This window comes from Faecalibacterium sp. I4-1-79 (genome assembly GCF_023347235.1).
In the GTDB taxonomy this organism is placed as follows: Bacteria; Bacillota; Clostridia; order Oscillospirales; family Ruminococcaceae; genus Faecalibacterium; species Faecalibacterium tardum.
This window is the reverse complement of record NZ_CP094467.1, coordinates 338726-362149: the sequence shown is the minus strand read 5'-3', so window position 1 is coordinate 362149 and position 23424 is coordinate 338726. Positions and strand designations below refer to the sequence as shown.

At 59.1% G+C, this 23424-nt stretch carries 27 protein-coding genes; 18 read left to right on the top strand and 9 right to left on the bottom strand.

All coding sequences use genetic code 11. From position 1 onward, the window contains the following. Positions 1–109 precede the first annotated feature (109 nt). Positions 110–709 (top strand): ECF transporter S component, encoded by a 600-nt coding sequence (locus MTP36_RS01750; protein WP_097778438.1) that lies wholly within the window; start codon positions 110–112, stop codon positions 707–709. 198 nt (positions 710–907) lie between these two features. Here MTP36_RS01750 and MTP36_RS01745 read toward each other — a convergent pair whose 3' ends face one another. The 7 genes from MTP36_RS01745 to MTP36_RS01715 are packed head-to-tail and all read right to left on the bottom strand — an operon-like array spanning position 908 to position 5843. Beyond that, positions 908–1162 carry a phage holin gene (locus tag MTP36_RS01745; protein ID WP_249253081.1) on the bottom strand — a complete coding sequence of 85 codons (255 nt, stop codon included), beginning with the start codon at positions 1160–1162 and terminating at the stop codon, positions 908–910. Between the two features lie 4 nt (positions 1163–1166). Then, positions 1167–1385 carry a hypothetical protein gene (locus MTP36_RS01740; protein WP_055186805.1) on the bottom strand — a complete coding sequence of 73 codons (219 nt, stop codon included), beginning with the start codon at positions 1383–1385 and terminating at the stop codon, positions 1167–1169. A gap of 5 nt (positions 1386–1390) precedes the next feature. Beyond that, positions 1391–1801 carry a YcbK family protein gene (locus tag MTP36_RS01735; protein ID WP_249253079.1) on the bottom strand — a complete coding sequence of 137 codons (411 nt, stop codon included), beginning with the start codon at positions 1799–1801 and terminating at the stop codon, positions 1391–1393. Between the two features lie 20 nt (positions 1802–1821). Then, positions 1822–2583: an SGNH/GDSL hydrolase family protein gene (locus MTP36_RS01730; RefSeq protein WP_249253077.1), complete on the bottom strand. Its 762-nt coding sequence runs from the start codon at positions 2581–2583 to the stop codon at positions 1822–1824. Continuing rightward, on the bottom strand, positions 2580–3638 hold the full coding sequence (locus MTP36_RS01725) for an Ig-like domain-containing protein (RefSeq protein WP_249253075.1): 1059 nt from the start codon (positions 3636–3638) through the stop codon (positions 2580–2582). The genes MTP36_RS01730 and MTP36_RS01725 overlap by 4 nt, the downstream gene beginning before the upstream one ends. A 1-nt stretch (position 3639) precedes the next feature. Beyond that, the gene (locus MTP36_RS01720) at positions 3640–4227 is read right to left on the bottom strand and encodes a hypothetical protein (protein WP_249253074.1); all 588 of its coding nucleotides are present in this window, start codon (positions 4225–4227) and stop codon (positions 3640–3642) included. A gap of 14 nt (positions 4228–4241) precedes the next feature. Continuing rightward, complete coding sequence (locus MTP36_RS01715) at positions 4242–5843, bottom strand: hypothetical protein (protein WP_055186791.1); 1602 nt, start codon at positions 5841–5843, stop codon at positions 4242–4244. A 75-nt stretch (positions 5844–5918) separates the two neighbouring features. Between MTP36_RS01715 and MTP36_RS01710 the strand changes: the two genes are divergently transcribed. The 17 genes from MTP36_RS01710 (at position 5919) to atpC (ending at position 21878) form a co-directional block, all read left to right on the top strand. Next, on the top strand, positions 5919–6125 hold the full coding sequence (locus MTP36_RS01710) for a hypothetical protein (protein WP_249253072.1): 207 nt from the start codon (positions 5919–5921) through the stop codon (positions 6123–6125). Beyond that, the gene (locus MTP36_RS01705) at positions 6122–6334 is read left to right on the top strand and encodes a hypothetical protein (RefSeq protein ID WP_249253070.1); all 213 of its coding nucleotides are present in this window, start codon (positions 6122–6124) and stop codon (positions 6332–6334) included. The genes MTP36_RS01710 and MTP36_RS01705 overlap by 4 nt, the downstream gene beginning before the upstream one ends. A gap of 250 nt (positions 6335–6584) precedes the next feature. Beyond that, positions 6585–7622: a 3D domain-containing protein gene (locus tag MTP36_RS01700; RefSeq protein ID WP_249253068.1), complete on the top strand. Its 1038-nt coding sequence runs from the start codon at positions 6585–6587 to the stop codon at positions 7620–7622. A gap of 368 nt (positions 7623–7990) precedes the next feature. After that, positions 7991–10258, top strand: coding sequence for a 1,4-alpha-glucan branching protein GlgB (gene glgB / locus MTP36_RS01695; protein WP_249253058.1), 2268 nt, complete (start codon positions 7991–7993; stop codon positions 10256–10258). An 86-nt stretch (positions 10259–10344) separates the two neighbouring features. Continuing rightward, positions 10345–11538: a glucose-1-phosphate adenylyltransferase gene (locus MTP36_RS01690; RefSeq protein WP_005921531.1), complete on the top strand. Its 1194-nt coding sequence runs from the start codon at positions 10345–10347 to the stop codon at positions 11536–11538. Further along, positions 11532–12659 (top strand): glucose-1-phosphate adenylyltransferase subunit GlgD, encoded by a 1128-nt coding sequence (gene glgD / locus MTP36_RS01685; RefSeq protein WP_249253056.1) that lies wholly within the window; start codon positions 11532–11534, stop codon positions 12657–12659. Before MTP36_RS01690 ends, glgD begins: the two co-directional genes overlap by 7 nt. Before the next feature lie 165 nt (positions 12660–12824). Further along, on the top strand, positions 12825–14243 hold the full coding sequence (gene glgA, locus MTP36_RS01680; protein ID WP_055186788.1) for a glycogen synthase GlgA: 1419 nt from the start codon (positions 12825–12827) through the stop codon (positions 14241–14243). Positions 14244–14582: 339 nt separating this feature from the next. Beyond that, positions 14583–14843 carry an AtpZ/AtpI family protein gene (locus tag MTP36_RS01675; RefSeq protein WP_172679811.1) on the top strand — a complete coding sequence of 87 codons (261 nt, stop codon included), beginning with the start codon at positions 14583–14585 and terminating at the stop codon, positions 14841–14843. A gap of 15 nt (positions 14844–14858) precedes the next feature. Then, the gene (locus MTP36_RS01670) at positions 14859–15362 is read left to right on the top strand and encodes an ATP synthase subunit I (protein ID WP_015537346.1); all 504 of its coding nucleotides are present in this window, start codon (positions 14859–14861) and stop codon (positions 15360–15362) included. After that, entirely contained in the window at positions 15363–16106 is a 744-nt protein-coding gene (locus tag MTP36_RS01665) for a F0F1 ATP synthase subunit A (RefSeq protein WP_015537345.1), read from the top strand. Positions 16107–16157: 51 nt separating this feature from the next. Continuing rightward, on the top strand, positions 16158–16439 hold the full coding sequence (gene atpE, locus MTP36_RS01660) for an ATP synthase F0 subunit C (protein WP_005921517.1): 282 nt from the start codon (positions 16158–16160) through the stop codon (positions 16437–16439). Positions 16440–16476: 37 nt separating this feature from the next. Continuing rightward, complete coding sequence (gene atpF, locus MTP36_RS01655; RefSeq protein ID WP_015537344.1) at positions 16477–16983, top strand: F0F1 ATP synthase subunit B; 507 nt, start codon at positions 16477–16479, stop codon at positions 16981–16983. After that, positions 16980–17519 carry an ATP synthase F1 subunit delta gene (gene atpH, locus MTP36_RS01650; RefSeq protein WP_249253054.1) on the top strand — a complete coding sequence of 180 codons (540 nt, stop codon included), beginning with the start codon at positions 16980–16982 and terminating at the stop codon, positions 17517–17519. Before atpF ends, atpH begins: the two co-directional genes overlap by 4 nt. A 90-nt stretch (positions 17520–17609) precedes the next feature. After that, positions 17610–19130, top strand: a complete 1521-nt coding sequence (gene atpA / locus MTP36_RS01645; protein ID WP_005921512.1) for a F0F1 ATP synthase subunit alpha — start codon at positions 17610–17612, stop codon at positions 19128–19130. Positions 19131–19149: 19 nt separating this feature from the next. Continuing rightward, on the top strand, positions 19150–19998 hold the full coding sequence (gene atpG, locus MTP36_RS01640; RefSeq protein ID WP_055186785.1) for an ATP synthase F1 subunit gamma: 849 nt from the start codon (positions 19150–19152) through the stop codon (positions 19996–19998). A gap of 83 nt (positions 19999–20081) precedes the next feature. Further along, a complete protein-coding gene (gene atpD, locus MTP36_RS01635) occupies positions 20082–21476 on the top strand; it encodes a F0F1 ATP synthase subunit beta (RefSeq protein ID WP_005921508.1) in 1395 nt (464 codons plus the stop codon). A gap of 3 nt (positions 21477–21479) precedes the next feature. After that, positions 21480–21878, top strand: a complete 399-nt coding sequence (gene atpC / locus MTP36_RS01630) for an ATP synthase F1 subunit epsilon (RefSeq protein WP_005921506.1) — start codon at positions 21480–21482, stop codon at positions 21876–21878. Between the two features lie 530 nt (positions 21879–22408). Here the strand turns inward: atpC and udk are convergent. Together udk and MTP36_RS01620 are read right to left on the bottom strand one after the other, a co-directional pair. Further along, positions 22409–23038: a uridine kinase gene (udk, locus tag MTP36_RS01625; protein ID WP_097783024.1), complete on the bottom strand. Its 630-nt coding sequence runs from the start codon at positions 23036–23038 to the stop codon at positions 22409–22411. After that, positions 23035–23424, bottom strand: a complete 390-nt coding sequence (locus MTP36_RS01620; RefSeq protein WP_249253052.1) for a hypothetical protein — start codon at positions 23422–23424, stop codon at positions 23035–23037. The genes udk and MTP36_RS01620 overlap by 4 nt, the downstream gene beginning before the upstream one ends.

Below are 23424 nucleotides of genomic sequence, written 5' to 3'. Positions count from 1 at the left end.
TACGCGCTTCCAAGAGATTTGAATATTCACCTAAAACCCGCACAGAGCGGGCAGGTTTGCGCCGTATCCGACAAAAAGGGCGGAACGGCAGCAGGAGGAAAACTGAATTATGAAGAATACCAATACCAAGACTCTGACTCGTGTGGCCCTGCTGGTGGCCATTGAACTGGTAATGAAGCTTGTCGGTCTGGGCAGTGTGCCCGTGGGCCCGCTGTACATGAGCTTCCTCACCCTGCCTATCGCCGTGGGCGCCATCACCATGGGCCCCGCCGTGGGTGCCCTGCTGGGCGGCGTGTTCGGCGCTGTGAGCTTCTACGATGCCATCACCGGCGCATCTGCCATGACTGGTGCACTGTTTCAGGTCAGCCCGCTGAACACCTTTATCCTGTGCGTGGGCATGCGTGTGCTCATGGGTCTGTGCTGCGGCCTGATCTTCAAGGGCCTGCAGAAGCTGGATAAGTCCCGCACCTGGAGCTACATCGTCAGCGCCATGACCGCACCCGCCCTGAACACCCTGTTCTTCATGGGCTACATCGTGCTGGCTTTCTACGGCTGCGACTATGTGCAGAATCTGGTGTCCGTCAAGGGCGCTGCCAACCCCTTCATGTTCGTGGTGCTGCTGGTCGGCGTGCAGGGCGTTGCCGAATTTCTGGTGTCCGGCATTCTGGGCGGCATCGTCGCCCGCGCCGTGGCAAAGTTCCTGAAGTAAGACCGGCTGCGCACCATGTCAGGGCGGCGCATCCGTGTTTAGAATAGAAAAATGAATGCTCCTCCGGCAACTGCCGGGGGAGTTTTTTGTTGGGAACGGCTCCAATATCCTCCCTGTGAAAATGCAATGCCGGAGCGTCCGCAGACGCTCCGGCATTGCCCTATTCACAAAAATATCGTCCCGTCTGCTCGGCAGCCTTTACTTTTTCTCCCGCAGCTGTTCCAGATAGCCATCGGCCTTGATGGCCTCCGGGGTGAAGGAGTTATTCTTCCACCAGTTCACAAGGGCGGCGGTCACGGTCAGGCCGGTGGTCACCAACTGTTCCACGGTGGAGCTCTCGATGGGCAGCATAGGCTTGCCGCAGGCGCTCAGCACCTGATTGGTCAGTGCCAGCGCCAGTGCAGCCGTGCGCGCCAGCGTAGCAGCAGAAATTTTGCAATGGGTATCGTTCATAGGTTCAGTTCCTCTCTTTCTCTAAATCTGCGATGCGGTGGTTAGCCACCTTCATCTGTTCTTCTAAAATGGGTACGCGGCGGGCAAAGTTGTTATGCTCCCGCACCTCCCGGGTCAGTTCCTCCAGCTTTGTGTCGGTCACCGCTTGGCTTTTTCCGTTGGCGATCAGCACGCCGATCAGGGTCACCGCACCTGCGATGATGGCTGAGATGATGCTTGTCATTGCGTTCACCCCCTCCACCGGGCTTTGTCTGCCCGGGTATCCACGTGCACCCAGCCCTTTGCCCGGCCTGCCTTGACGGGGTAGCGTCCCACGCCGCCCCAGTCCGGCATCAGGCTTTCGGCGTAGGCAGCCACGTCCTCCACGCTTACTCCCTGCACCCGGATGTCCGCCGCCCGGCCCAGCAGGTGCTGGCTGCTCTTGGCGCCGCCCACGGCCGCGTTGTGCGCCGCCGTCCGGTAGCCGCTGGTAATGGTCACCGCCTTGCCAAAGTGCTCCCGGATACACTGGAGCAGCAGCATCAGCGCCTCGTCTACCATAACGGTGTCGCTGCCGTCCCGACAGCGCAGCTCCCGTACCTTAAAGTCCGGTGCAAGGCGGCGTTCTCCGTCCCTTGCAAGGCTATATTGTCGGATCATCTCTTCACTTTCTTTCTGCATCACAGTCCCCGCATCCAGTTCTCAATGATGGTGCTGCGGTACTCATGCGCCCGCAGACCCGGATGGCCGTTGTAGAGGGCAAGTTGAAAGGCATCGTTGCGCAGCTGCTTTGCCGTAGGGCTGGCGTCCGCGCGTCCTGCGCTGTGTGCGGTCAGCAGCAGCGGGTGCTGCGCGTCGTTCAGGTCCAGTACCGGTACACCCCAGTAGGTACAGATCTCCTTTATCGTTGTCCGGTAGGCTGCACTCATCCATCCGTCCGCAAGAATCACGCCCAGCTTCGCGTAGGGGATGTTCTTCATCAGATACTCAAAAACGATATTGTACGCGCCCCACACTGTTGCGTTGGTGGTATCTGTCTTTGTGCCCACAATGGCGGTCGGGTCAAAGCCCTGTGCCGTGTCCGGCTCACACTCGTTCAGGCCGAACATCAGGGTGATGTAGTCCGCATCCTTCGGTACGGCCTTGTACCGCTCCACCGAGAACGGCGAAAGCCGCCCGGTGATATTGGTGAACACAGAGCCGCTCACAGCCTCGTTCACCAGCGTCATGTCGTTGCGCTTTGCGATCCACCACGGGTATGTTTTCCATGCTTTCAGCTTCTGGTCGTAAAAATCCGAGTTCGTGCCGGTGTTGCCGGCAGCATCCGTGTAGCCAGTCGCGTCGCCTGCGGTAAAGCTGTCTCCGCAGGCCACATATTTCTTCCCGTACAGCACGTTGCCGCTTGCTGTACCGAGGGGATCACCATGTACATCATAGATCATACCGTGCCCTCCTGAATGAACTTGTTGATCTTCGTATCGCTCAGCAGTCCTTTGTACACCTTACACTGGTACAGTGTGCCGTCCCAGCAGCGGGTCATCTCGCCGCCATTCGTGCCCGGAGCACCACCGATCAGCAGACTCTCCGGCACGTCTTTAAGGGTGTGTTTGGTTACCTTCCAGTCACTCAGCGTGCAGTGGGTGCTGCCGCCGCGATACTTCTGGCCGTCCAGCTGGATCACATACCGTGTGCGCGTCTTGAGGTGTGCAACGCTGTCCGATAGCGTCACGTCGCAATAGTCGTAATAAGCAATACTGGTGGTGCCGTTGTTGGGGTTCAGATTGATGTTGATACCCGGCAGATTGAAGTTATCGCCGGTCTCGGTCATGCAGTGCACAAACACGATCCATGCTTTGTCGTTAAAGCGGTCGCTGGCCTTTGCATCCAGCAAAATGGTGTACTGCGGTGTCTCAGTGCCCGCGTGCTCCAGCATCTTTACGCCGGTATCAAGGCCCTTTGTCAGTGCCGTTTCACCGGGCAGGTCGTAGAGCAGCTGCGCCGTCTCCACCTCTGCCACCGTCACCGTACAGCTTGCGCTTTTACCGCCCGCCGTAGCCGTTACGGTGCAGTTGCCTGCTTTGATGCCTGTCACCACGCCGTTTGCCACCGTGGCAAACCCGGCAGGTGCAACGCGCCACACCACTACATGGCTGGTGGCGTTTGCGGGCAGCACGGTAGCCGTCAGGGTCTTGCTTTCGCCCTCGTTCAGGGTCAGGGCGCTGCTGCTCAGGCTCACGCTCTGCACCGGAATATCCTGTGCACTTCTGCCCCACTCTACACGCAAGGCATTCAGGGTATCTTGTGCATCGCTGGTTTTGTAGGCTGCATTCTCAAACAGGTTCAGCAGCAGCTCTTTCGCAGTTTCACTCACTCCCTCGCCCGGGTCGCCCTTATCGCCCTTTACCCCTGCGGCTGCCGCAATGCCCGCTTCCATGTGGTTCAGGTGGGCAGCCGTCAGAGTCTGGCCGTCCACAAAATTCTGTTTTACGTAGCTCATATTAACTCCTTCCAAGGATCATTCTGCCCAGCACCGCAAGGCTCAGCCGGGCAGTCATCTTGTTTTCCGGCTTTTCCGGCTGTGGGGCGCTCCACAGCGCCGCCAAGCGGTCATAGGCGGTCATGGCTGCATCATTGCCCGCCGCCAGAAGCCGCAGGATTGCCAGCAGTTCCCGCTTTTCCGCGGTGGTAATACCGCCGGTTCCCAGCAGCCTTACCAGCGCCTCCCACGCCGGGGTGTCCGGTGCAGGCATCGTGCCCTCCGCCGTGCCGCTGTTGGCGCATACCTTGCACCGCACATCGGCGCTTGTCACAGTACGGCTGCCGTCCGTACCCTCAAAGGTGATGCAGCCTGTGCCGGGCACTGCCGTCACCGCCGCCGGAACGGTCAGCACACCGTTTTCCACCAGCGTGGCCGCGCTTGCACCGGGGGTGTGCCAGTGGGCGCATACCGTCAGCCCCTTCCACTCGCCCCGCTGCTCAATGCGCAGTCGGTAGTTGCCCCGGTTGCCCGCGTAACCCAGCAGCAGCTGCCCGCCGGGCACTGCTGCCGCGCCGTTGCGCTCCAGCCGGATGGTCATCTCATTCATGCTGCACCCCACCCTTACACATACTGGTAACCCTCTACGTTAAAGGGGTACTCAAAGCTGAGGCTCGAGTCCGTTCTCACAACGCCGATACTCAGCACGCCGCTGGCTGCAAAGCTCATCCGCACAGGCGCTGCACCGCTGCACTTGACACCGTTGCTGTAGTCATAGCCTGTGCCGCCCACCATGGCCACCGCCGTGCCGCCCCGCACGATGCGGGTGCTGCCGTACTCCGCAGCAGCGGCGACCGGGTTCGTGCTGTTTTCTGCCGTGGGTGCCACCATCCGCACCACAATGTAATCCACCGTCTCCGGCACAGTCAGGCTCGTTGCGGCCTTGCCCGCAGTGCCCGCACCGGTGTATACCAGCTTTCCGTCCATGTCCATCATCCTTTCCAGTCGTTTCAGTTTTTCGGCCAGACTAAAACCCAGCACCGTGTCAAGGTTTTCCGCCGTCACTTCCAGCGTGCCGTCCGCGCTCACGGTTAACCCCCGCCCGGGCTTTACGCCGCCCAGCACGGCTGCGGTGGCACACGGCAGTGTGTAGCCCGTGCTGAATTTCCGGTCTGCCTCCGCCTTGGAATAAAACCGGTCATCCGCACCCAGCTGCAGCAGCACTGCCGCCTTTTCCTGCGCCGACCAGCTTGCTGCCCCGGCGGCACTGGTCAGCGCTTTTTTTACGCCGTAGGGCAGCAGCGCCGGGGTCAGGGGCGCGTAGGCCTCGGTCATGCGGTCCAGCTGTGCCGCCGTGGCAGGCACGGTAGTCAAGGTGGCGTCTGCCCGCACCGCAACACCGTACTGCCCGTCTGCCCGTACTGCGCCGGGCGTTGCCGCCGTGGGCACGGTCTCGCTGCGCACATAGGGGCGCAGGTCCGGCAGCGGGGTGGTGTCGGTCTGTACCGCGCCGGTGGCGGTATCCACACTGAGGATGCGCACCACCTCGCCGGGCAAAGGCCGCGCCGGGAGCGGCACCGCTGCCACATCCTGTGCGTCCAGTTGCACCGCGCCGCCCTTGCTGTTCACGCTCAGCACGGTGCCGTCCTTGGGCGCGTAGCTCTCGGCACGCAGCGCGGCGTCCTCCGCCCGCTTTGCGCAGGCATCGGCATCGGTGCGGTCGGCCAGAATTTTGTCCGCCGCCTTTTGCGCCAGCGCCACCTGTACGGCGGTGTCTGCTGCGCCGTTTTCGGCGCGGCGGGCGCTCTCCGCTGCGGCGCGGGCGCTTTCCAGCACGCGGGCCACGAACTGCTCGTACACCGAGGGCGGCAGCTCCTCGCTGCCGCCGTCCGTAGGCAGGGTGGCGTACACATCGTAGCTGCCGGGGCGGGTGTAGGCGGTGTAGCCGCCGCTGCCCATGGCGGCCAGCATCCACTGTCCCCGCACGCTGCCGGTCAGGCGGCGGTCCACCGTCACGCTGCCGTCGGTGTCCAGCGGAATAGCCGCCAGCTGCACCCCATCGCTGCGGCGCAGATACAGCGCCATGGTGCACCCCGCCCACGCTGCGGGCAGGATGAACTGCAGCCGGTCCACCCCCTCGGCGTTCTGTGCGCCAAGGTGCAGCCGGTGCGGCTGGGGCACAAATTCGGTGCCGCCGCACTGCTGCTTGAGGATCTCGATCTCCATGCAAAACCTCCTTTTCTGTTTGCTATCCCGATTGTACCGCTGGAGGTGCAAAACTATCCAGAGTGTACAGAAAATGTGAAATTTTCTGCTCTTCGGCATTTTGCTAAACGGGGTTTTTGTGCCGCAAATACAAGCCGTTTTCCCCTGCCGGAAGCGGGTAATCCCCTTGCAGGTTTTCTATGCAAAACCCGCGATGTGGGGCAGCTTGTTTTGGGCGCAGCGGCCGCCGCTGCGGCCTTATTTGCAGGAAAAAAAGCCGATGCAAATGTTAAAAATTCATGAACAAATCACGCGCAGAAAAAAGGAAAAAATCAGATGGAAACTACCTAAAAACCAAAATATCAAAGAAAACACTGTGGAAATTGCACAAAAAACAATGTTATAAATCTAACAAAGCACATGATGCAAATTTGACAGATGCTTTACGGTCTGGTAAAATAACGTTTGTGCAACGAACGTTGCAGCGTTTAAATTCTATCTGGATGAAGTAAAAAGCCGTCCTGCGTACGGCACGGCACGGGCAGATGCGGCCCGTGTCTGGGCAGTTTTGTGGTCTGCCCGAAGCGGATTCCAACCTGTAATACGATGCTCCGCTTTTTACCCAAAGAGAGCATCGTATTTGACTGTGCGGCACTTATATCCCCAGCCGCCGCAGTCCGGGCGGCCGGGGTGCTGATGCACTGCCCGCAGCCGCGCAAAATACGACAAAGAGAGGAGTTGTCTCGTATCGCTTCCGTTAAATTGAAGAAAGCAGTTACTGCCGCAAAGCAGGCAGTATCTCCCCGTGTGCTGGCATTTTGTGTCATGGTGGTATGTCTTGTGGCTACCCTTGGCGTCACCGCTGCAAATCTGCGGCTGACCTACGTCACCGACTCCAATGGTGCACGGCAGGTCCTTGTGACCGATGCCGATGCTTCCCCCGCACAGGTCATGCACCTTTCCGGCATCCGCTCTGAAGAGGGCGATGAGGTCTACTACACCGCGTTCAGCGGCAATCTTGCCTCCCTGAACATCGAGCGCGCATTCTCCGTCAGCATCACTGCCGACGGGCAGGAGTACCCGGTCAAACTGGTGTTCGGCACTGTTGCCGATGCACTGGAGCGCGCCGGTATCACCCTTGAAGGGGACGACTACACCGAGCCGGCGCTGGATCATGTTGTGACCGCCGGCAGCAAGATCGTGGTCCATCGCGTGGACTACGCTGAGCGTGTGGAGACCCAGGCCATCCCCTACGACACCCAGTATGTCTACACCAGCCTGTACTTCCGCAACACCGGCCGCACCACCACCCTGCAGCACGGCGCAGCGGGTCAGCAGACCGTGACCACCCGCGACCGCTATGTGGACGGCGAGCTGGAGAACAGCACCGTTGTGGATACCACCACCACGGTAGAACCCACCAACCACGTCATCAAGACCTACGGCGTAGGCGCGCCGGTGTCCCCCCTGACCGGCGCGGACGGCACCACCAACGCCCCCACCTCTTATAGCAAGGTGCTTACCGGCAAGGCCACCGGCTACTATTCCCGTACCGGCAAGGGCTCTTCCGGTCTGGGTCTGGGCTACGGCACCGTGGCTGTGGACCCGGACGTGATCCCCTACGGCACCAAGCTCTACATCACCTCCACCGACGGCAAGTTCGTCTACGGCTACGCCGTAGCCACCGATACCGGCATCGCCGTCCAGAAGGGGCAGATCCTTGTAGACCTGTTCTACGAAACCTACGCCGAAAGCGTTATCAACGGCGCCATTCAGGTCAACGTCTACGTTGTGGGCTGAGCTGTAAACAAAACACAATAACCACGCAAAGAGACCGCTGTACAAACTGTGCAGCGGTCTCTTTGCGTGGTTATGTGGAAAGCTATTTTTATTTCGGGGTCGGGGAAAGTCTGCGGACTTTCCCCGACCCCTTTCCCGTTTTCGCAACGCTTTCGCTGAAACCGTTTGTCAAATGAGCAGTTTACACGATGTCGAGCTGCAAATTTTGGATGGTATGCCCACAACATACAGAGAAGTCCAGAAAATTTGTGGTAATTGTATTTGAATTTTGGACAAAAAGTCTTGCAAATCTGGTCAAAACCTTTTAATATAAAAGAGTACAAAGCTGTGGAAGCCGCTTTCGGCTTCCACACGGGGAGGAGCAGTCTATGAAACCGACCGAAGAAAAGATTCAGAGCAATACATCGGATCTGCCGGTGTACCTGTTCAAGCAGGGCAATAACTGCGAGGCTTATCGCTACTTCGGCGCACATCTGGAAACGCGGGTCGGGGAGTCCGGCGTCGTGTTCCGTGTATGGGCACCGCACGCCGTAGCCATCAGTGTGGTAGGCGACTTCAACAGCTGGAAGCCCGGCAGCCATCCCATGCGCAAGGTTGATGGCGATTCCGTGTGGGAATTGTTCATTCCCGGCATGAAGGAATACGATGTTTATAAATATTGCGTGACCACCCGCGCAGGCGACCTTGTCTACAAGGCCGATCCTTACGCCTTCCACGCCGAGACCCGGCCGTCCAACGGCAGCAAGGTCTATGATCTGTCCGGCTTTGCATGGAACGACGCCGCATGGCAGGCCGCACAGAAAAAGGCAGACGTGATCAACGGCCCGATGAATATCTACGAGATGCACGCCGGCAGCTGGAAGCAGAAGGAGGGCGGCAAGCCCTACAACTATTCCGAGCTGGCGGACGAGCTGATCCCGTACATCAAGGATATGGGCTATACCCATGTAGAGCTGCTGCCGGTGATGGAATATCCGTTTGACGGCAGCTGGGGCTATCAGGTCACCGGCTATTTTGCACCCACCAGCCGCTACGGCACCCCCAAAGACTTTATGGCCTTCGTGGATAAGATGCACGCCGCAGGTATTGGCGTCATCATGGACTGGGTGCCCGCCCACTTTCCCAAAGACCAGTTCGGCCTGTACAATTTTGACGGCGAGGCCTGCTACGAGGACCCCAACCCCAAGCGCGGCGAGCACAAGGAGTGGGGCACCATGGTGTTCGACTTTGGCCGCAACGAGGTGCAGAGCTTCCTCATTTCCAGCGCACTGTACTGGCTGGAGCAGTACCACATCGACGGTCTGCGGGTAGACGCCGTGGCCTCCATGCTGTATCTGGACTACAACCGCAAGCAGGGCGAATGGGAGCCCAATAAGGACGGCGGCAAGGAGAACCTTGAAGCGATTGCTTTCCTGCGCAAGCTGAACAACACCGTGCTGGGCCGTCACCCCCACAAGTACATGATCGCCGAGGAATCCACCGCGTGGCCCATGGTCACAAAGCCCGCTTCGGACGGCGGTCTGGGCTTCAACTTCAAGTGGAACATGGGCTGGATGAACGATATGCTCAGCTACATGAAGACCGACCCGCTGTTCCGCTCCGGCAACCACAACAAGGTGACTTTCAGCTTCTTCTACGCTTTCAGCGAGAACTTTGTCCTGCCCATCAGCCACGATGAGGTTGTGCACGGCAAGGGCAGCCTGCTGAACAAGATGCCCGGCGAGTATGACGACAAGTTTGCCAATCTGCGCACCTTCTTCGGCTATATGATGGCACACCCCGGCAAGAAACTGCTGTTCATGGGACAGGAGTTCGGTCAGTTTGCCGAGTGGAACGAGACAAAGCAGCTGGACTGGATGCTGCTTGATTACGACAAGCACGCCGAGCTGCAGAACTACGTCCGCACCCTGAATGCCTTCTATAAAGAGCACCCCGCCCTCTGGCAGATCGATTACAGCTGGGAGGGCTTCCAGTGGATCGTACCGGACGACTCGCAGCAGAGCGTCATCGCCTTCCTGCGCAAGGATGCCGCCGGCAAGCAGATCCTTGTCATCTGCAACTTCAACCCCGTCCTGCGCGAGGGCTACACCCTCGGTGCACCGGTGTCCGGCACCTACAAGGAGATCCTGAACAGTGACGATGCCACTTTCGGCGGCTCCGGCACTGTGCACAACAAGCCGGTGCGTACCCACAAAAAGCCGCAGCACGGCTTTGAGCAGAGCATCACCGTTACCCTGCCGCCCATGAGCACCCTGTACTTTGAGGTGCCCACAAAGCGCACCCGCAAGGCAGCAGAGGACAGCACGGACAAACCGGCAAAAAAGACCGCCAAAAAATCCACCGTCAAGGGCGCCGTGGAAAAGGCGGTAAAAAAGACGACCCGCAAGGCCAAGGCCGAGCCGGACGCCGACAAGCCGGTAAAAAAGACCCGCACCACCAAGGCCAAGGCCGCCGAAACGGCGGATGAAAAACCGGAAAAAGCAAAAAAGGCCGCTGCCAAGTCCAAGGCCGCAGCGGACAAGCCGGTAAAGAAAACCGCCGCCAAGGCAAAGACCGCGGCAAAAGCAAAACCTGAGACCGAAGCAGAAACCAAACCCGCAAAGCGCACCCGCAAAGCAAAAGCACCCAAGGAGTAAGGATGCCCACACGGATGCACGCACGAACATTCTGATCTGTTGACTATCATTTCCAAAACGGAAATGCTAAAGGGGAGAATAAAGCTATGGCAAAAGAAATCGTGGCAATGATCCTTGCCGGTGGACGTGGCTCGCGCTTATACGCGCTGACACAAAAGACGGCAAAACCTGCGGTGTCCTTCGGCGGTAAGTACCGCATCGTGGACTTCCCGCTGTCCAACTGCGTCAACTCCGATATCGACACCGTTGGTATCGCAACGCAGTACCAGCCCCAGAAGCTGAACGAGTACATCGGTAACGGTCAGCCTTGGGATCTGGACCGTCTGCACGGCGGTGTGCACACCCTGCCCCCTTACGAGCAGGCAAACGGCACCGACTGGTACAAGGGCACTGCAAACGCCATCTACCAGAACATCGGCTTCATCGACAGCTATGATCCCGAGTACGTCATCATCCTGTCCGGCGACCAGATCTGCAAGCAGGACTACGCCGACTTCCTGCGCTTCCACAAGGAAAAGGGCGCAGAGTTCTCTGTGGCCGTTATGGAAGTGGACTGGAAGGAAGCTTCCCGTTTCGGCCTGATGGTGGCAGACGAGACCGACCGCATCACCGAGTTTCAGGAGAAGCCCCCGGTGCCCAAGTCCAATCTGGCATCCATGGGCATCTACATCTTCAACTGGGATGTGCTCAAGAAGTATCTGATCGAGGACGAGGCTGACCCCAACTCCAAGAACGACTTCGGCATGAACATCATCCCCGCCCTGCTGCGTGACGGCCGCAAGATGTACGCCTACCGCTTTGCTGGTTACTGGCGCGACGTCGGCACCATCGACAGCCTGTGGGAAGCTAACATGGAAGTGCTGGACCCCGAAAACTCCGGCATTGATATCTTTGATAAGACCTGGAAAATTTACAGCCGCAACCCCGTGCTGCCCGCCCAGAAGATCGGCGAGCGCGCCGTTGTGCAGGACTCCCTCATCACCGAGGGCTGCAAGATCTACGGCAACGTCAAGCACTCTGTCCTGAGCGCAGGCGTCGTTGTGGAAGAGGGCGCTACCGTTGAGGACGCCGTGCTGATGGACGGTGTCGTGGTCAAGGCAGGTGCCGTGGTCAAGCGCTGCATCCTTGCTGAGGACGTTGTTGTGGGCGCAGGTGCAAAGGTCGGCGGCGAGGGCGCAATTGCCCATGTTGGCACCGGTCTGACCATCGGCGCAGGCGCTACCGTCAAGGAGGGCGCAAAAGTGTTTGAATCCGTCAAGGAGGGTGTGGAAGTATGCTGAGACAGAACACCAATGCGTTGGGTATCATTTTCCCCAACAGCTATGACAATACCGTTCCCGAGCTGGTGACCGAGCGCGCAATGGCCTCGATCCCCTTTGCGGGCCGTTACCGCATGGTAGACTTTGTGCTGTCCAGCATGGCCAACTGCGGCATTTCCAACGTTTCCATCGTGGTGCGTAAAAACTACCACTCCCTGATGGATCATCTGGGCACCGGCCGCGAGTGGGATATGGCCCGCCGCCACGGCGGCCTGAACATCGTGCCGCCCTTTGCAGAAAAGGGCGTGCGCATCTACTCCGGCCGTGTGGAGGCTTTGGGCTCCATTCTGAGCTTCCTCGAGCACCAGAAGGAGAAGTATGTGGTCATGAGCGATGCCAACATCGCCGTCAACTACGACTTCAACACCCTGCTGGCTGCTCATCAGGCCAGCGGTGCCGACGTGACTGTGGCTTACCAGAAGACCGAGATCCCTGAGGGCCGCAAGAACGATAACTACACCCTGACCATTGATGCCGATGGCCGCGTGACCGAGCTGCTGTTCAACGACTACCGTTCCGGCGTGCAGAATCTGGATCTGAACATCTATGTGCTGGAGCGCGAGACCCTGATCAAGCTGGTCAAGGACGCTACCGCCCGTGGTCTGATCTACTTCGAGCGCGACATTCTGGCTCACAATGTCAACATCCTGAACATCCATGCGCTGGAGTACACCGGCTATGTGGCTCACGTCTGCGACATGAAGAGCTACTTTGACGAGAACCTGAAGCTGATCGATGACCGCAATCTGGAAGCGCTGTTCCCCAAGGGCAGCCCCATCTACACCAAGATCCGCGACGATAACCCCACCCGTTACGTCACCGGCTCCAAGGTCGTGGATTCCATTCTGGCCGACGGCTGCGTCATCGAGGGTACCGTGGAGAACTGCGTGCTCTTCCGCGGCGTCAAGGTCAAGAAGGGTGCTGTGGTCAAGAACTGTGTCCTGATGCAGGATACCGTGGTCGAGCCCAACGTGGAGCTGGACTGCGTTGTCACCGACAAGAACGTGAAGATCACCGCCGGCAAAAAGCTGTCCGGCACCGAGAGCTTCCCGGTCTACGTCCAGAAGAACCACACCGTCTGATCGATGCAATATCCATAGGGGCGGCTTCCTCCCCGGTAGCCCCTCTTGAGAGGGGCGGGGGCACCTGTGTGCCCCCGCCTGCTCTTTTGTATGCAAGGTTCGCGCCGCTTTTCATGGCGGCGGGGAGCGCGAACATCTGCCTGTATCATGGAAGGAGCGAATCCTATGAAGATCCTGTATGCTGCTTCGGAAGCCAATCCCTTTGCCAAATCCGGCGGTCTGGCCGATGTGGCAGGTGCCCTGCCCAAAGCGCTGGTCAAGGACGGCGTGGACGCCCGCGTCATCATGCCCCTGTACGGCGATTTGAAGTACCGCGATAAGCTGGAATACGTTACCAACTACTCCGTGCCTGTGGGCTGGCGCAGCCAGTACTGCGGCCTGTTCAAGGCCGATGTGGACGGCGTGACCTACTACTTCCTCGACAACGAGTATTATTTCAAGCGCCGCGGCCTGTACGGTTTCTACGATGACGGCGAGCGCTTCGCCTTCTTCTCCCGCGCCGTGCTGGAGACTTTGTTCTATATCGACTTCACCCCCGATATCATCAACTGCAACGACTGGCAGACCGCTCTGGTGCCGGTGTACCTGAACCTGTACTATCGTCATCTGGACAAGTTCAACCGCATCAAGACCGTGTTCACTATCCACAACATTGCCTATCAGGGCAAGTACGGCACCGATATTCTGGAGGACACCTGCGGTATCGGCCACCGGGACCAGCATATCGTGGAGTACGACGGCTGCGCCAACTTCATGAAGGGCGCTTTCGAGACTGCCGACAAGATCACCACCGTCAGCCCCACCTACGCACAGGAGATCTTGGACCCGTGGTTCAGCTACGGTCTGGACGCTCTGCTGCGTGAAAAGCAGTACAAGCTGTGCGGCATCCTGAACGGCATCGATATGGACGCCAACGACCCCGCCACCGACAAGAACATCCCCTTCAATTACAGCATCAAGACCTTTGAGACCGGCAAGGCCAAGTGCAAGGAAGCTTTGCAGGACAGGTTCGGTCTGAATAAAGACGGCAGTCCCGTCTTTGGCATGGTCAGCCGCATGGTGGGCATGAAGGGCTTTGATTTGGTGCAGAGCATCGCTGACGGTCTGGTGGATCGCGGCATCCAGCTGGTCATTCTGGGCAGCGGCGAGAGCCAGTACGAGAGCTTCTTCTCTGACCTGTGCGGCCGTCACCCGGGCCGCGTAGGCACCTACATCGGCTTTGAGCCCAAGCTCTCGCAGGAGATCTACGCCGGTGCAGACGCCTTCATCATGCCCTCCAAGAGCGAGCCCTGCGGTCTGGCACAGATGGTGGCCTGCCGCTACGGCACACCTCCCATCGTCCGCGAGACCGGCGGTCTGCGCGACTCCATCCACGACAGCACCATGGGTGACGGCAACGGCTTTACCTTTGCCGGTTACAACGCCCACGAGCTGTATGTGGCCTGCTGCAACGCACAGGATGCCTACAACAACAAGGAAAACTGGAAGAACCTCGTGCGTCACTGCATGGAGTGCGATTTCAGCTGGGACGTTTCCGCCAAGAGCTACGAGGGTCTGTACAACGAGACCGCAAACCTCTGGTAAGCGCCTGAATCCCAAAGCACCCGCCGGGGCTGCCGCACAAACGTGCGGCAGCCCCTTTTTTGCTTCTTTTTCCGCTTTTTTACATTCTGCACAAACTTTTCCGCAAAGTTTGTGCAATGATATTCCCGCAGGCGTACAATGTGTGCTATCGGCGTACACCCGTGAAATCAGTCTGAACAAACTATGAAATTTCACTATATTTCGGTGGAGAATTGATTGCAATATCCAACGTTTTGAAGTATACTGAGGGCATAGACTTTTTGGCTGCCTGTCCATCTCTGGCAAGACTTCCAGATACTGGAATATAGGCAGCACCCGCAGAAAGGAGCGGCGCAGGACTTGAAGGGCTGGTATAAAGCTTTAGAGGATCTGGTCTGGCTGACCCAGCTGGGACTGAATATGCTGCTGCCGCTGGTGCTCTGCCTTGCCGGGTGCTGGTGGGCTGTAGAGCACTGGGGCTGGCCGGAATGGCTGTTTTTGCCCGCTGTGGGTCTGGGGCTTGCCGCCGGGGCGCAGAACTTCTGGGTGTTCTGCAAGGAACGGCTGGAGCGCTCCAAACACGAAAAAAATCATCGGGTGGGCTTTAACTCCCACCAGTAATGGAGGTCCGTTTTTATGAAATTGCAGCCGGAATCCAAAAAGGAGCTGCTGCGCATCGCCTGCGGCGTGTCTCTGTGCACCGCCGTGATGTGGGTGGTGTTTGCAGCACTGCATCTGGTGGGCTGGGTGGTCTTTGACTACCGGGTGCTGCTGGGCGGCATCATCGGCGCGCTGGTGGCCATCGGCAACTTTGCCGGCATCTGCTTTGTGGTGCAGAAGGTCATTGACGAGCCGGACGAAAAAAAGCGTAAAGCGCAGCTGCAGATATCCTATAATACAAGGATGCTGCTGCAGGCGTTGTGGATCATCATAGCCATTGCGGCTCCGTGCTTCCAGGCGTTTGCAGGCGTTTTGCCGCTGCTGTTCCCCAGAGTTACGATCTATTATCTCCAGATAACCGGGAAGTACAAGCCGCTCACGCCCCCGCAGGAGCCGGTGGACATCGCTGTGGAAGATGACCCCGCCCCCGCCGAGGCGTCTGCGGTGCAGCCCCGTGACGAAGGGGGTGAACAAGAATAAATGGAACTGAACGGCGCAAAGATCCTGTATACCATCCACACCAATATCCCCCTGCTGGGTGATTTTAAAATTACCCAGACCTTGGTAAGCACTTGGATCGTCATGGCGCTGCTCTCGGGTTTTGCCATCTGGCTGGGGCACGACCTCAAGCTGGAAAATGTGTCCAAACGACAGGCCGCAGCCGAGTTCATCGTAACGCGGCTGGAGCAGTTCGTGCACGACAACATGGGCTTCCACTTCGATCAGTATATCCCCCTGGTCGGTGCTATTTTTGCACTGAGCATCGGGTGCAACCTGATCAGCGTCGTTGGCCTGTGGAGCCCCACGGCCGACCTGAACACCGAGGCAGCGTGGGCCATCGTGGTGTTTGTTCTGATCATGTACTACAAGATCAAAACGAACGGCATTCTGGCCTACCTCAAGGGTCTGCTCGATCCAATCTTTATCATGGCACCCATCAATGTGCTGTCAGAGATCTCTACCCCTGTCAGCATGGCGTTCCGTCACTTCGGCAACATCCTATCCGGTACGGTCATCTCCACACTGCTGTACTGGGCACTGGCAAGTCTGAGCCACGTCATCTTTGGCTGGCTGCCGGGCTTCCTGAGTCAGATCCAGCTGTTCCAGATCGGCATCCCGGCCTTTACCGGTTTGTATTTCGACTGGTTCGGCGGCTGCATTCAGGCGTTCATCTTCTGTACCCTGACCACAATCTTCATCAAACGTGCTGCCGGTGAGGACTAAGGCCTTCCGGCATCCCCCAAAACACAAACACATTTTAGGAGGACAAATCTTATGACTGATTTCCAGTATCTGGCTCGTGGTATCGCTCTGGCAGGCTGCGGCATCGGCGCAGGCTGCGCACTGATCGCAGGTATCGGCCCCGGTATCGGCGAAGGCAACGCTGCTGCTGCTGCCTGTGAGGCCGTTGGCCGTCAGCCGGAGTGCAAGAGCGATGTTACCAGCACCCTGATCCTCGGCGTTGCCCTTTCCGAGACCACCGGTATCTACGGCTTTGTTACCGGCCTGCTGCTGATCTTCCTGGCTCCCGGTATGTTCATGAAGTATCTGGCATAAGCCTCCCGATCCGAAAAAATAACGAAAGGAGACGCTTATGGAACTGTATCAGGCGTTGATCACGCTGGATGGCTGGACCTTTCTGGCCCAGATCTGCAACCTGATGATCCAGCTGGTCATCTTCAAAAAGTTCCTGCTGAAGCCGATCAAACAGGTGATCGCCGACCGCAAGGCAAAAGCCGACAGCGAGATTGCGGATGCGCAGAAGCTGCGCACCGAGGCCGAGGCCATGAAGGCGGAGTACGAGCAGAACCTGCAGAACGCCCGCACCGAGGCCAACCAGATCGTAGCTACGGCGCAAAAGACCGCCACCGCCCGCTCGGAAGAGATCGTGGGCGAGGCCCGCGCACAGGCCGCTGCGCTGAAGCAGAAGGCCGAGGCCGACATTGCGCAGGAGCGCAAGAAGGCCGTGAACGAGGTCAAGGACGAGATCGGCGGCATCGCCATGGAGATCGCATCCAAGGTGGTGGAGCGCGAGATCAGCGAGAAGGACCACAAGGACCTGATCGACGAATTTATCAAAAACGTGGGTGAAGCATCATGACCGAAACTGCAAAGATGTACGGCGGCAGTCTGTACGATCTGGCGGCAGAGGAAGGGCTGGAGACCCGCATTCTGGGCGAGCTTGACGAGGTGCAACAGCTTCTGAAGCAAAACCCGGACTACCTGCGGCTGCTCAGCACCCCCAGCATCCCCAAAAAGGAGCGCTGCGGTCTGCTGGACGAAGCCCTGCGCGGGCAGGTCCACCTCTATGTGCTGAACTTTTTAAAGATCCTGTGCGAGAAGGGCACCCTGCGGGAGCTGTCCGGCTGCGCACGGGCTTACCGCATCCGCTACAATCAGGCGCACGGCATTCTGGAAGCTACGGCCATCTCGGCTGTTCCGCTGACAGAGCCGCAGCGCGCGGCGCTGCACGCCAAGCTGGAAAGCCTGACCGGCAAGACCATCGACCTTAAGACCAAGGTGGATGCCAAGGTGCTGGGCGGTATCCGGCTGGATATCGAGGGCACCGAGCTGGACGGCACCGTCCAGAACCGCCTTGCCTCCCTGCGCCGGGATATTGCGGCGGTTACCCTGTAACTTTTTCCCTGCCCTTTACAAACGGGGCAGAGTACAGAACGAATTTCCACCCGAAATGACTATTATGAATTGAGTGGTGAACAAACAAAGATGCAACTGAAACCTGAAGAGATCTCCAAGATCATCCGTGCGCAGATCAAGCATTACGAAAATGCCATCGAGCAGAGCGAGACCGGCACGGTCATTATGGTGGGCGACGGCATCGCCCGGGCCAGCGGTCTGGAAAAGTGCATGGCAGGCGAGCTGCTCCAGTTTGACAACGGCGAATACGGTATGGCCCAGAACCTTGAGGAAAATACCGTTTCCATCGTGCTGCTGGGCTCGGATGCCGGCATCAAAGAAGGCAGCATCGTCAAGCGCACCGGCAAGGTAGTCTCCGTGCCGGTGGGCGATGCCATGATCGGCCGCGTGGTCAACGCACTGGGTCAGCCCATCGACGGCGCAGGCCCCATCGAGACCACCGAGTACCGCGCCATCGAGAGCCGCGCTCCCGGCATTATCGAGCGCCAGCCCGTCAAGGAGCCGCTGCAGACCGGTATCAAGGCCATCGACTCCATGATCCCCATCGGACGCGGCCAGCGCGAGCTGATCATCGGTGACCGTCAGACCGGCAAGACCACCATCGCCTCCGATACCATCATCAACCAGAAGGGCAAGGACGTCATCTGCATTTACGTTGCCATCGGTCAGAAGCGCTCTACCGTGGCAAACCTTGTGCAGAGCCTGACCGAAGCCGGTGCCATGGGCTACACCATCGTGGTGTCCGCTACCGCCTCCGAGCTGTCCCCCCTGCAGTATATCGCCCCCTACTCCGGCTGCGCCATGGGCGAATACTTCATGCAGCAGGGCAAGCACGTCCTCATCATCTACGATGACCTTTCCAAGCACGCTGTGGCCTACCGTGCCCTGTCGCTGCTGATCCGCCGTCCCCCGGGACGCGAGGCTTACCCCGGCGACGTTTTCTATCTGCACTCCCGTCTGCTGGAGCGCGCTGCCAAGCTTTCCAATGAGCTGGGCGGCGGCAGCCTGACGGCTCTGCCCATTATCGAGACGCAGGCGGGCGACGTTTCCGCCTACATCCCCACCAACGTCATCTCCATCACCGATGGTCAGATCTTCCTTGAGACCGAGTTGTTCCACTCCGGCGTCATGCCGGCAGTCAACCCCGGTATCTCGGTGTCCCGTGTCGGCGGCAACGCCCAGATCAAGGCCATGAAGAAGGTGGCAGGCACCCTGAAGCTGATCTACTCCCAGTACCGCGAACTGCAATCCTTTGCGCAGTTCGGCTCTGATCTGGACGCCGACACCAAGGCACGTCTGGCACAGGGCGAGCGCATCGTGGAGGTGCTCAAGCAGAACCGCTCCGCGCCCGTACCTGTGGAAAAGCAGGTCGCCATCCTGTACGCCACCATCCATGACTACCTTGTCAACGTCAAGGTGCCGGATGTGGCAGAGTACGAGAAGAGCCTGTACGAGTATCTGGACAACGATGCCGCCGGGGCTGCCGTGATGGACACCATCCGCACCACCGGCAATCTGGATAAGGACACCGAGGAGCAGCTCAAAGCCGTGCTGACCCGGTATACCGAAAGCTTTGTCAAGGCGCATTAAAGGGAAGGAGGCGTAACGCATGGCTGGTTCCATGAAGGACATCAAACTGCGCATCAAAAGCGTAGAGAGCACCATGCAGATCACCAAGGCCATGGAGCTGGTGGCTTCCTCCAAAATGCGCCGTGCCAAGGAGCGGGTCGAGCACAGCCGACCCTATTTTGAAACGCTGTACAAGACCCTGACCGAGATCGCGGCAGCGGACCCCCGGGCCCGCAACCCCTACCTGCGCCGCAGCGAGATCAAGCGCACGTTGCTGGTGGTCATTGCCGGTGACCGCGGCCTTGCCGGCGGTTACAACGCCAATGTGCTCAAGCTGGCCGCACAGGAAAGCGGCAACGTGGAGGTGCTGCCCATCGGCAAGCGCTCGGCAGAATATTTTGCCCACCACGAAGCCGAACTGTTCACGCAGGAGGTGCTGCTGGCCGCCGATATTTCGGTGGGGCAGTGCTTCCAGCTGGCGCGCCAGATCACCGAAGGGTACCGCAAGGGCGAGTTTGACGCCGTAAAGCTCTGCTACACCCGGTTCGATTCCATGATGACCCAGACGGCTGTCTCCATCGAGGTGCTGCCGCTGGCCATGGAGCCCACCGAGCAGCAGAAAGCCGAGGCACGCCGCAGTCAGATCTTGTACAAACCCAGCAGTGAGGAAGTATTCAGCGCGATCATCCCGGAGTATGTGGCCGGTGTCGTCTACGGTGCCGTGTGCGAGAGCGTGGCCAGCGAGCTGGCTGCCCGCCGCACCGCCATGGACGCTGCCACCAAGAACGCCGGCGAGATGATCGACCATCTCAACCTGTATTATAACCGTGCCCGTCAGGCTGCCATCACGCAGGAGATCACCGAGATCGTGGCCGGCGCGGAGAACTAAAACCCTCTCAGCCGCCTGACGGCGGCAGCTCCCCCGAAGGGGGAGCTTGAGCGGAAAAACCTATCAAGAAGGAGTTGTAGCCTATGTCCGAAAAACATATCGGCAAGGTGATCCAGGTCATTGGCCCGGTGCTGGACATCCAGTTCAAGGATGGCGAGCTGCCGGAGCTGCTCAACGCCATTGAGATCGACAACCACGGCCAGAAGCTGGTGGTGGAGGTCGCTCAGCTGACCGGCGACAATGTGGCACGCTGCATTGCTATGAGCAGCACCGATGGTCTGGTGCGCGGCACAGATGCCGTGGACACCGGCGAGTCCATCAAGGTGCCCGTAGGCGACCAGTGTCTGGGGCGCGTGTTCAACCTGCTGGGCGAGCCTGTGGATAACAAGCCCGCCCCCACCCCGGATGCCTACTGGCCCATCCACCGTCCCGCTCCCAGCTACGAGGAGCAGCAGTCCACCACCGAGATTTTAGAGACCGGCATCAAGGTGGTTGACCTGATCTGCCCCTACGCCAAGGGCGGTAAGATCGGCCTGTTCGGCGGCGCCGGTGTCGGCAAGACCGTTCTGATTCAGGAACTGATCTATAACATCGCCACCGAGCACAACGGTTACTCGGTATTTACCGGCGTTGGCGAGCGCACCCGTGAGGGCAACGACCTGTACGGCGAAATGACCGAGAGCGGCGTTATCAACAAGACCGCGCTGGTCTACGGCCAGATGAACGAACCCCCGGGAGCCCGTATGCGCGTGGCACTGTCCGGCCTGACCATGGCGGAGTACTTCCGCGATGTGAAAAATCAGGACGTGCTGCTGTTCATTGATAACATCTTCCGCTTCACGCAGGCCGGTTCCGAGGTGTCCGCACTGTTGGGCCGTATGCCCTCTGCCGTTGGTTACCAGCCCACGCTGGCCACCGAGATGGGTGCCCTGCAGGAGCGCATCACCTCCACCCGCAAGGGCTCCATCACCTCGGTGCAGGCCGTCTACGTTCCCGCCGATGACCTGACCGACCCCGCCCCTGCCACCACCTTTACCCATCTGGATGCTACCACGGTTCTGAGCCGTGACATTGCATCGCAGGGCATCTACCCCGCTGTGGACCCGCTGGATTCCACCAGCCGCATCCTCAGCCCGGAGGTCGTGGGTCAGGAGCACTACGAGATCGCCCGCGCTGTCCAGAAGGTGCTGCAGCGCTACAAGGAGCTGCAGGATATCATTGCCATCATGGGCATGGACGAACTGAGCGAGGAGGACAAGCGTACCGTCAGCCGCGCCCGCAAGGTGCAGCGCTTCCTGAGCCAGAGCTTCCATGTAGCAGAGCAGTTCACCGGTATGCCCGGCCAGTATGTGCCGCTGAAGGAGACCCTGCGGGGCTTTAAGATGATCCTGAGCGGCGAGTGCGACGAGCTGCCCGAGAGCGCATTCCTGTTCGCGGGCACCATCGACGACGTGTTCGCAAAAGCGAAGAAGGGGTAAGCCATGACGACCTTTCATCTGACGGTGGTCACGCCGGACGGCTGCGCCTTTGAAGGTCAGGCCGAGCGCATCGTCTGCCGCGCCATTGACGGCGATATCGCCATTCTGGCAAAGCACGGCGATTACTGCACGGCACTGGGCATGGGCGAGGCGCACATTGTGGATGCCGACGGTCAGCGCCGCCGTGCAGCCTGCATGGGCGGCCTGCTCAGCGTGCTGGACGGGGACGTGCGTCTGGTGGCTACCACTTGGGAATGGGCCGAGGACATCGATCAGGCGCGCGCGGAAGCTTCCAAGAAGCGCGCCGAGGAGATCCTTGCCCGCAAGAACCTGAACGACCGTGAGTACGAGCTGGCACAGGCGCGCCTGAAACGCGCGCTGGTGCGCACCTCTGTCCGTTAAACCCTGTATGCAAAACGACACCCGCAGCCATCCGGCTGCGGGTGCCGTTTTTTGCGCGGGACGATTTCAAATGCGCTCCGCAGGAGAAGTTACTACCTGCCGTCAGCGTGCAAAGACGCTCCGCTGGGCCAGAGGCAGGGAGGGGTGTTCCGACTCCCCCCTCCCTACCTCTGGACTCCACCCACCCCGCAACGGGCCAAGGGCTGCTCGCCCTTGACAATCCTAAAGAAGAAGTCGAAGCACAAAAAAGCTAGCGCTGCGCCAGTTGGCGCTATCGCTTTAACGCTTTTTTCGCTTCTCCATTTATAGCCCCTCAGTCGCTGCGCGACAGCTCCCCCAAGGGGGAGCGAGCGCCCGCCCCCAGCGCCGCGCTTTCGCAGAAAGCGGCGCTGCAAATGCCGTTTTCCTCTACGACTCCACCTGTGGAAATGGGGTTCTGAAAAGCCCGCAGGCTTTTCAGAACCCCAAAATTAAAAATATTCTTTCCGCTGAACATGGCTAGAGCGCAGCGGAAGCCATTCTAAATCGTCTTACCCCCGGTTCGCTTTCTCGATCAGGGTGCGGATGTGGTGCGCCAGCATCTCCACAGCGGTGCTGTTCTCGCCGCCATTGGGCACAATGATGTCCGCGTTGCGCTTGCTGGGCTCTACAAAGGCTTCGTGCATCGGCTTGACCGTGGTAAGATACTGGTCGATCACGCTGTCCAAGCTGCGCCCCCGCTCCTTTACGTCCCGCAGGATGCGCCGCAGGATGCGCTCGTCCGCGTCCGTGTCCACAAAGATCTTGTAGTCGAATAGGGCGCACAGCTCCGGCTCTACAAAGGGCAGAATGCCCTCTACGATCAGCACCGGGGCGGGCTCGATGTGCTGCACCTCGTTGCTGCGGTTATGGTTGGAGTAATCGTACACCGGGCAGTCGATGGCGCGTCCGGCCTTCAGCTCCTGTAAATGGTAGATGAGTAGGGCGTTGTCGAAGGCGTCCGGGTGGTCGTAATTCAGCTTGCAGCGCTCTTCAAAGGGCAGTTCGTCGTGGCGCTTGTAGTAACTATCGTGGGAGATCAAGCGCACCTCGTCCTCCCCAAAGCGCTCCTTCAGCCGCAGCGAAAGGGTGGTCTTGCCGCTGCCCGAGCCGCCCGCGATGCCAATGATCAGGTTGTTCATGATGCAAACTCCTTCTGTACAAAATCTGCCGGTTTCTGTGGAAAAACCGGCCGGAATGGATTATAATAGATTTGTATATATTCTGCTGCCCCGGGGCTGTTGCCGCCCGGCAGCAGTTCTTCCCTTTTATCATAGCACAAAATGTGTCGTTTGGACAGGGTTTGCAGGCCATCCTCACGAAAATCATTTTTCCGAATGATGGCTTTCCCCGGAAGGGACAGATTCTCCCCGCACCGGGGAGAAATGTCACCGAAGGTGACAAAGAGGGGAACAGCTGTCACCACAGGTGACGGATGAGGGCGCAGGCAAGCGGCAGCTTGTGGGGAATCCCCCTCATCCGTCTGCTCACTGCGTTCGCCGACACATTTACGGAAAAGGACGGTCAA

What these genes read in the sequence shown, in the direction of transcription:
- atpE (WP_005921517.1), top strand. Translation starts at nt 16,158, where the DNA reads ATGACTGATTTCCAGTATCTGGCTCGTGGTATCGCTCTGGCAGGCTGC.
- atpF (WP_015537344.1), top strand. Translation starts at nt 16,477, where the DNA reads ATGGAACTGTATCAGGCGTTGATCACGCTGGATGGCTGGACCTTTCTG.
- MTP36_RS01705 (WP_249253070.1), top strand. Translation starts at nt 6,122, where the DNA reads ATGAACAAATCACGCGCAGAAAAAAGGAAAAAATCAGATGGAAACTAC.
- glgB (WP_249253058.1), top strand. Translation starts at nt 7,991, where the DNA reads ATGAAACCGACCGAAGAAAAGATTCAGAGCAATACATCGGATCTGCCG.
- MTP36_RS01720 (WP_249253074.1), bottom strand. Translation starts at nt 4,227, where the DNA reads ATGAATGAGATGACCATCCGGCTGGAGCGCAACGGCGCGGCAGCAGTG.
- MTP36_RS01670 (WP_015537346.1), top strand. Translation starts at nt 14,859, where the DNA reads ATGAAATTGCAGCCGGAATCCAAAAAGGAGCTGCTGCGCATCGCCTGC.
- MTP36_RS01725 (WP_249253075.1), bottom strand. Translation starts at nt 3,638, where the DNA reads ATGAGCTACGTAAAACAGAATTTTGTGGACGGCCAGACTCTGACGGCT.
- atpC (WP_005921506.1), top strand. Translation starts at nt 21,480, where the DNA reads ATGACGACCTTTCATCTGACGGTGGTCACGCCGGACGGCTGCGCCTTT.
- atpD (WP_005921508.1), top strand. Translation starts at nt 20,082, where the DNA reads ATGTCCGAAAAACATATCGGCAAGGTGATCCAGGTCATTGGCCCGGTG.
- glgA (WP_055186788.1), top strand. Translation starts at nt 12,825, where the DNA reads ATGAAGATCCTGTATGCTGCTTCGGAAGCCAATCCCTTTGCCAAATCC.
- MTP36_RS01690 (WP_005921531.1), top strand. Translation starts at nt 10,345, where the DNA reads ATGGCAAAAGAAATCGTGGCAATGATCCTTGCCGGTGGACGTGGCTCG.
- MTP36_RS01730 (WP_249253077.1), bottom strand. Translation starts at nt 2,583, where the DNA reads ATGATCTATGATGTACATGGTGATCCCCTCGGTACAGCAAGCGGCAAC.
- atpA (WP_005921512.1), top strand. Translation starts at nt 17,610, where the DNA reads ATGCAACTGAAACCTGAAGAGATCTCCAAGATCATCCGTGCGCAGATC.
- MTP36_RS01665 (WP_015537345.1), top strand. Translation starts at nt 15,363, where the DNA reads ATGGAACTGAACGGCGCAAAGATCCTGTATACCATCCACACCAATATC.
- atpG (WP_055186785.1), top strand. Translation starts at nt 19,150, where the DNA reads ATGGCTGGTTCCATGAAGGACATCAAACTGCGCATCAAAAGCGTAGAG.
- MTP36_RS01745 (WP_249253081.1), bottom strand. Translation starts at nt 1,162, where the DNA reads ATGAACGATACCCATTGCAAAATTTCTGCTGCTACGCTGGCGCGCACG.
- MTP36_RS01735 (WP_249253079.1), bottom strand. Translation starts at nt 1,801, where the DNA reads ATGATCCGACAATATAGCCTTGCAAGGGACGGAGAACGCCGCCTTGCA.
- glgD (WP_249253056.1), top strand. Translation starts at nt 11,532, where the DNA reads ATGCTGAGACAGAACACCAATGCGTTGGGTATCATTTTCCCCAACAGC.
- udk (WP_097783024.1), bottom strand. Translation starts at nt 23,038, where the DNA reads ATGAACAACCTGATCATTGGCATCGCGGGCGGCTCGGGCAGCGGCAAG.
- atpH (WP_249253054.1), top strand. Translation starts at nt 16,980, where the DNA reads ATGACCGAAACTGCAAAGATGTACGGCGGCAGTCTGTACGATCTGGCG.
- MTP36_RS01750 (WP_097778438.1), top strand. Translation starts at nt 110, where the DNA reads ATGAAGAATACCAATACCAAGACTCTGACTCGTGTGGCCCTGCTGGTG.
- MTP36_RS01740 (WP_055186805.1), bottom strand. Translation starts at nt 1,385, where the DNA reads ATGACAAGCATCATCTCAGCCATCATCGCAGGTGCGGTGACCCTGATC.
- MTP36_RS01715 (WP_055186791.1), bottom strand. Translation starts at nt 5,843, where the DNA reads ATGGAGATCGAGATCCTCAAGCAGCAGTGCGGCGGCACCGAATTTGTG.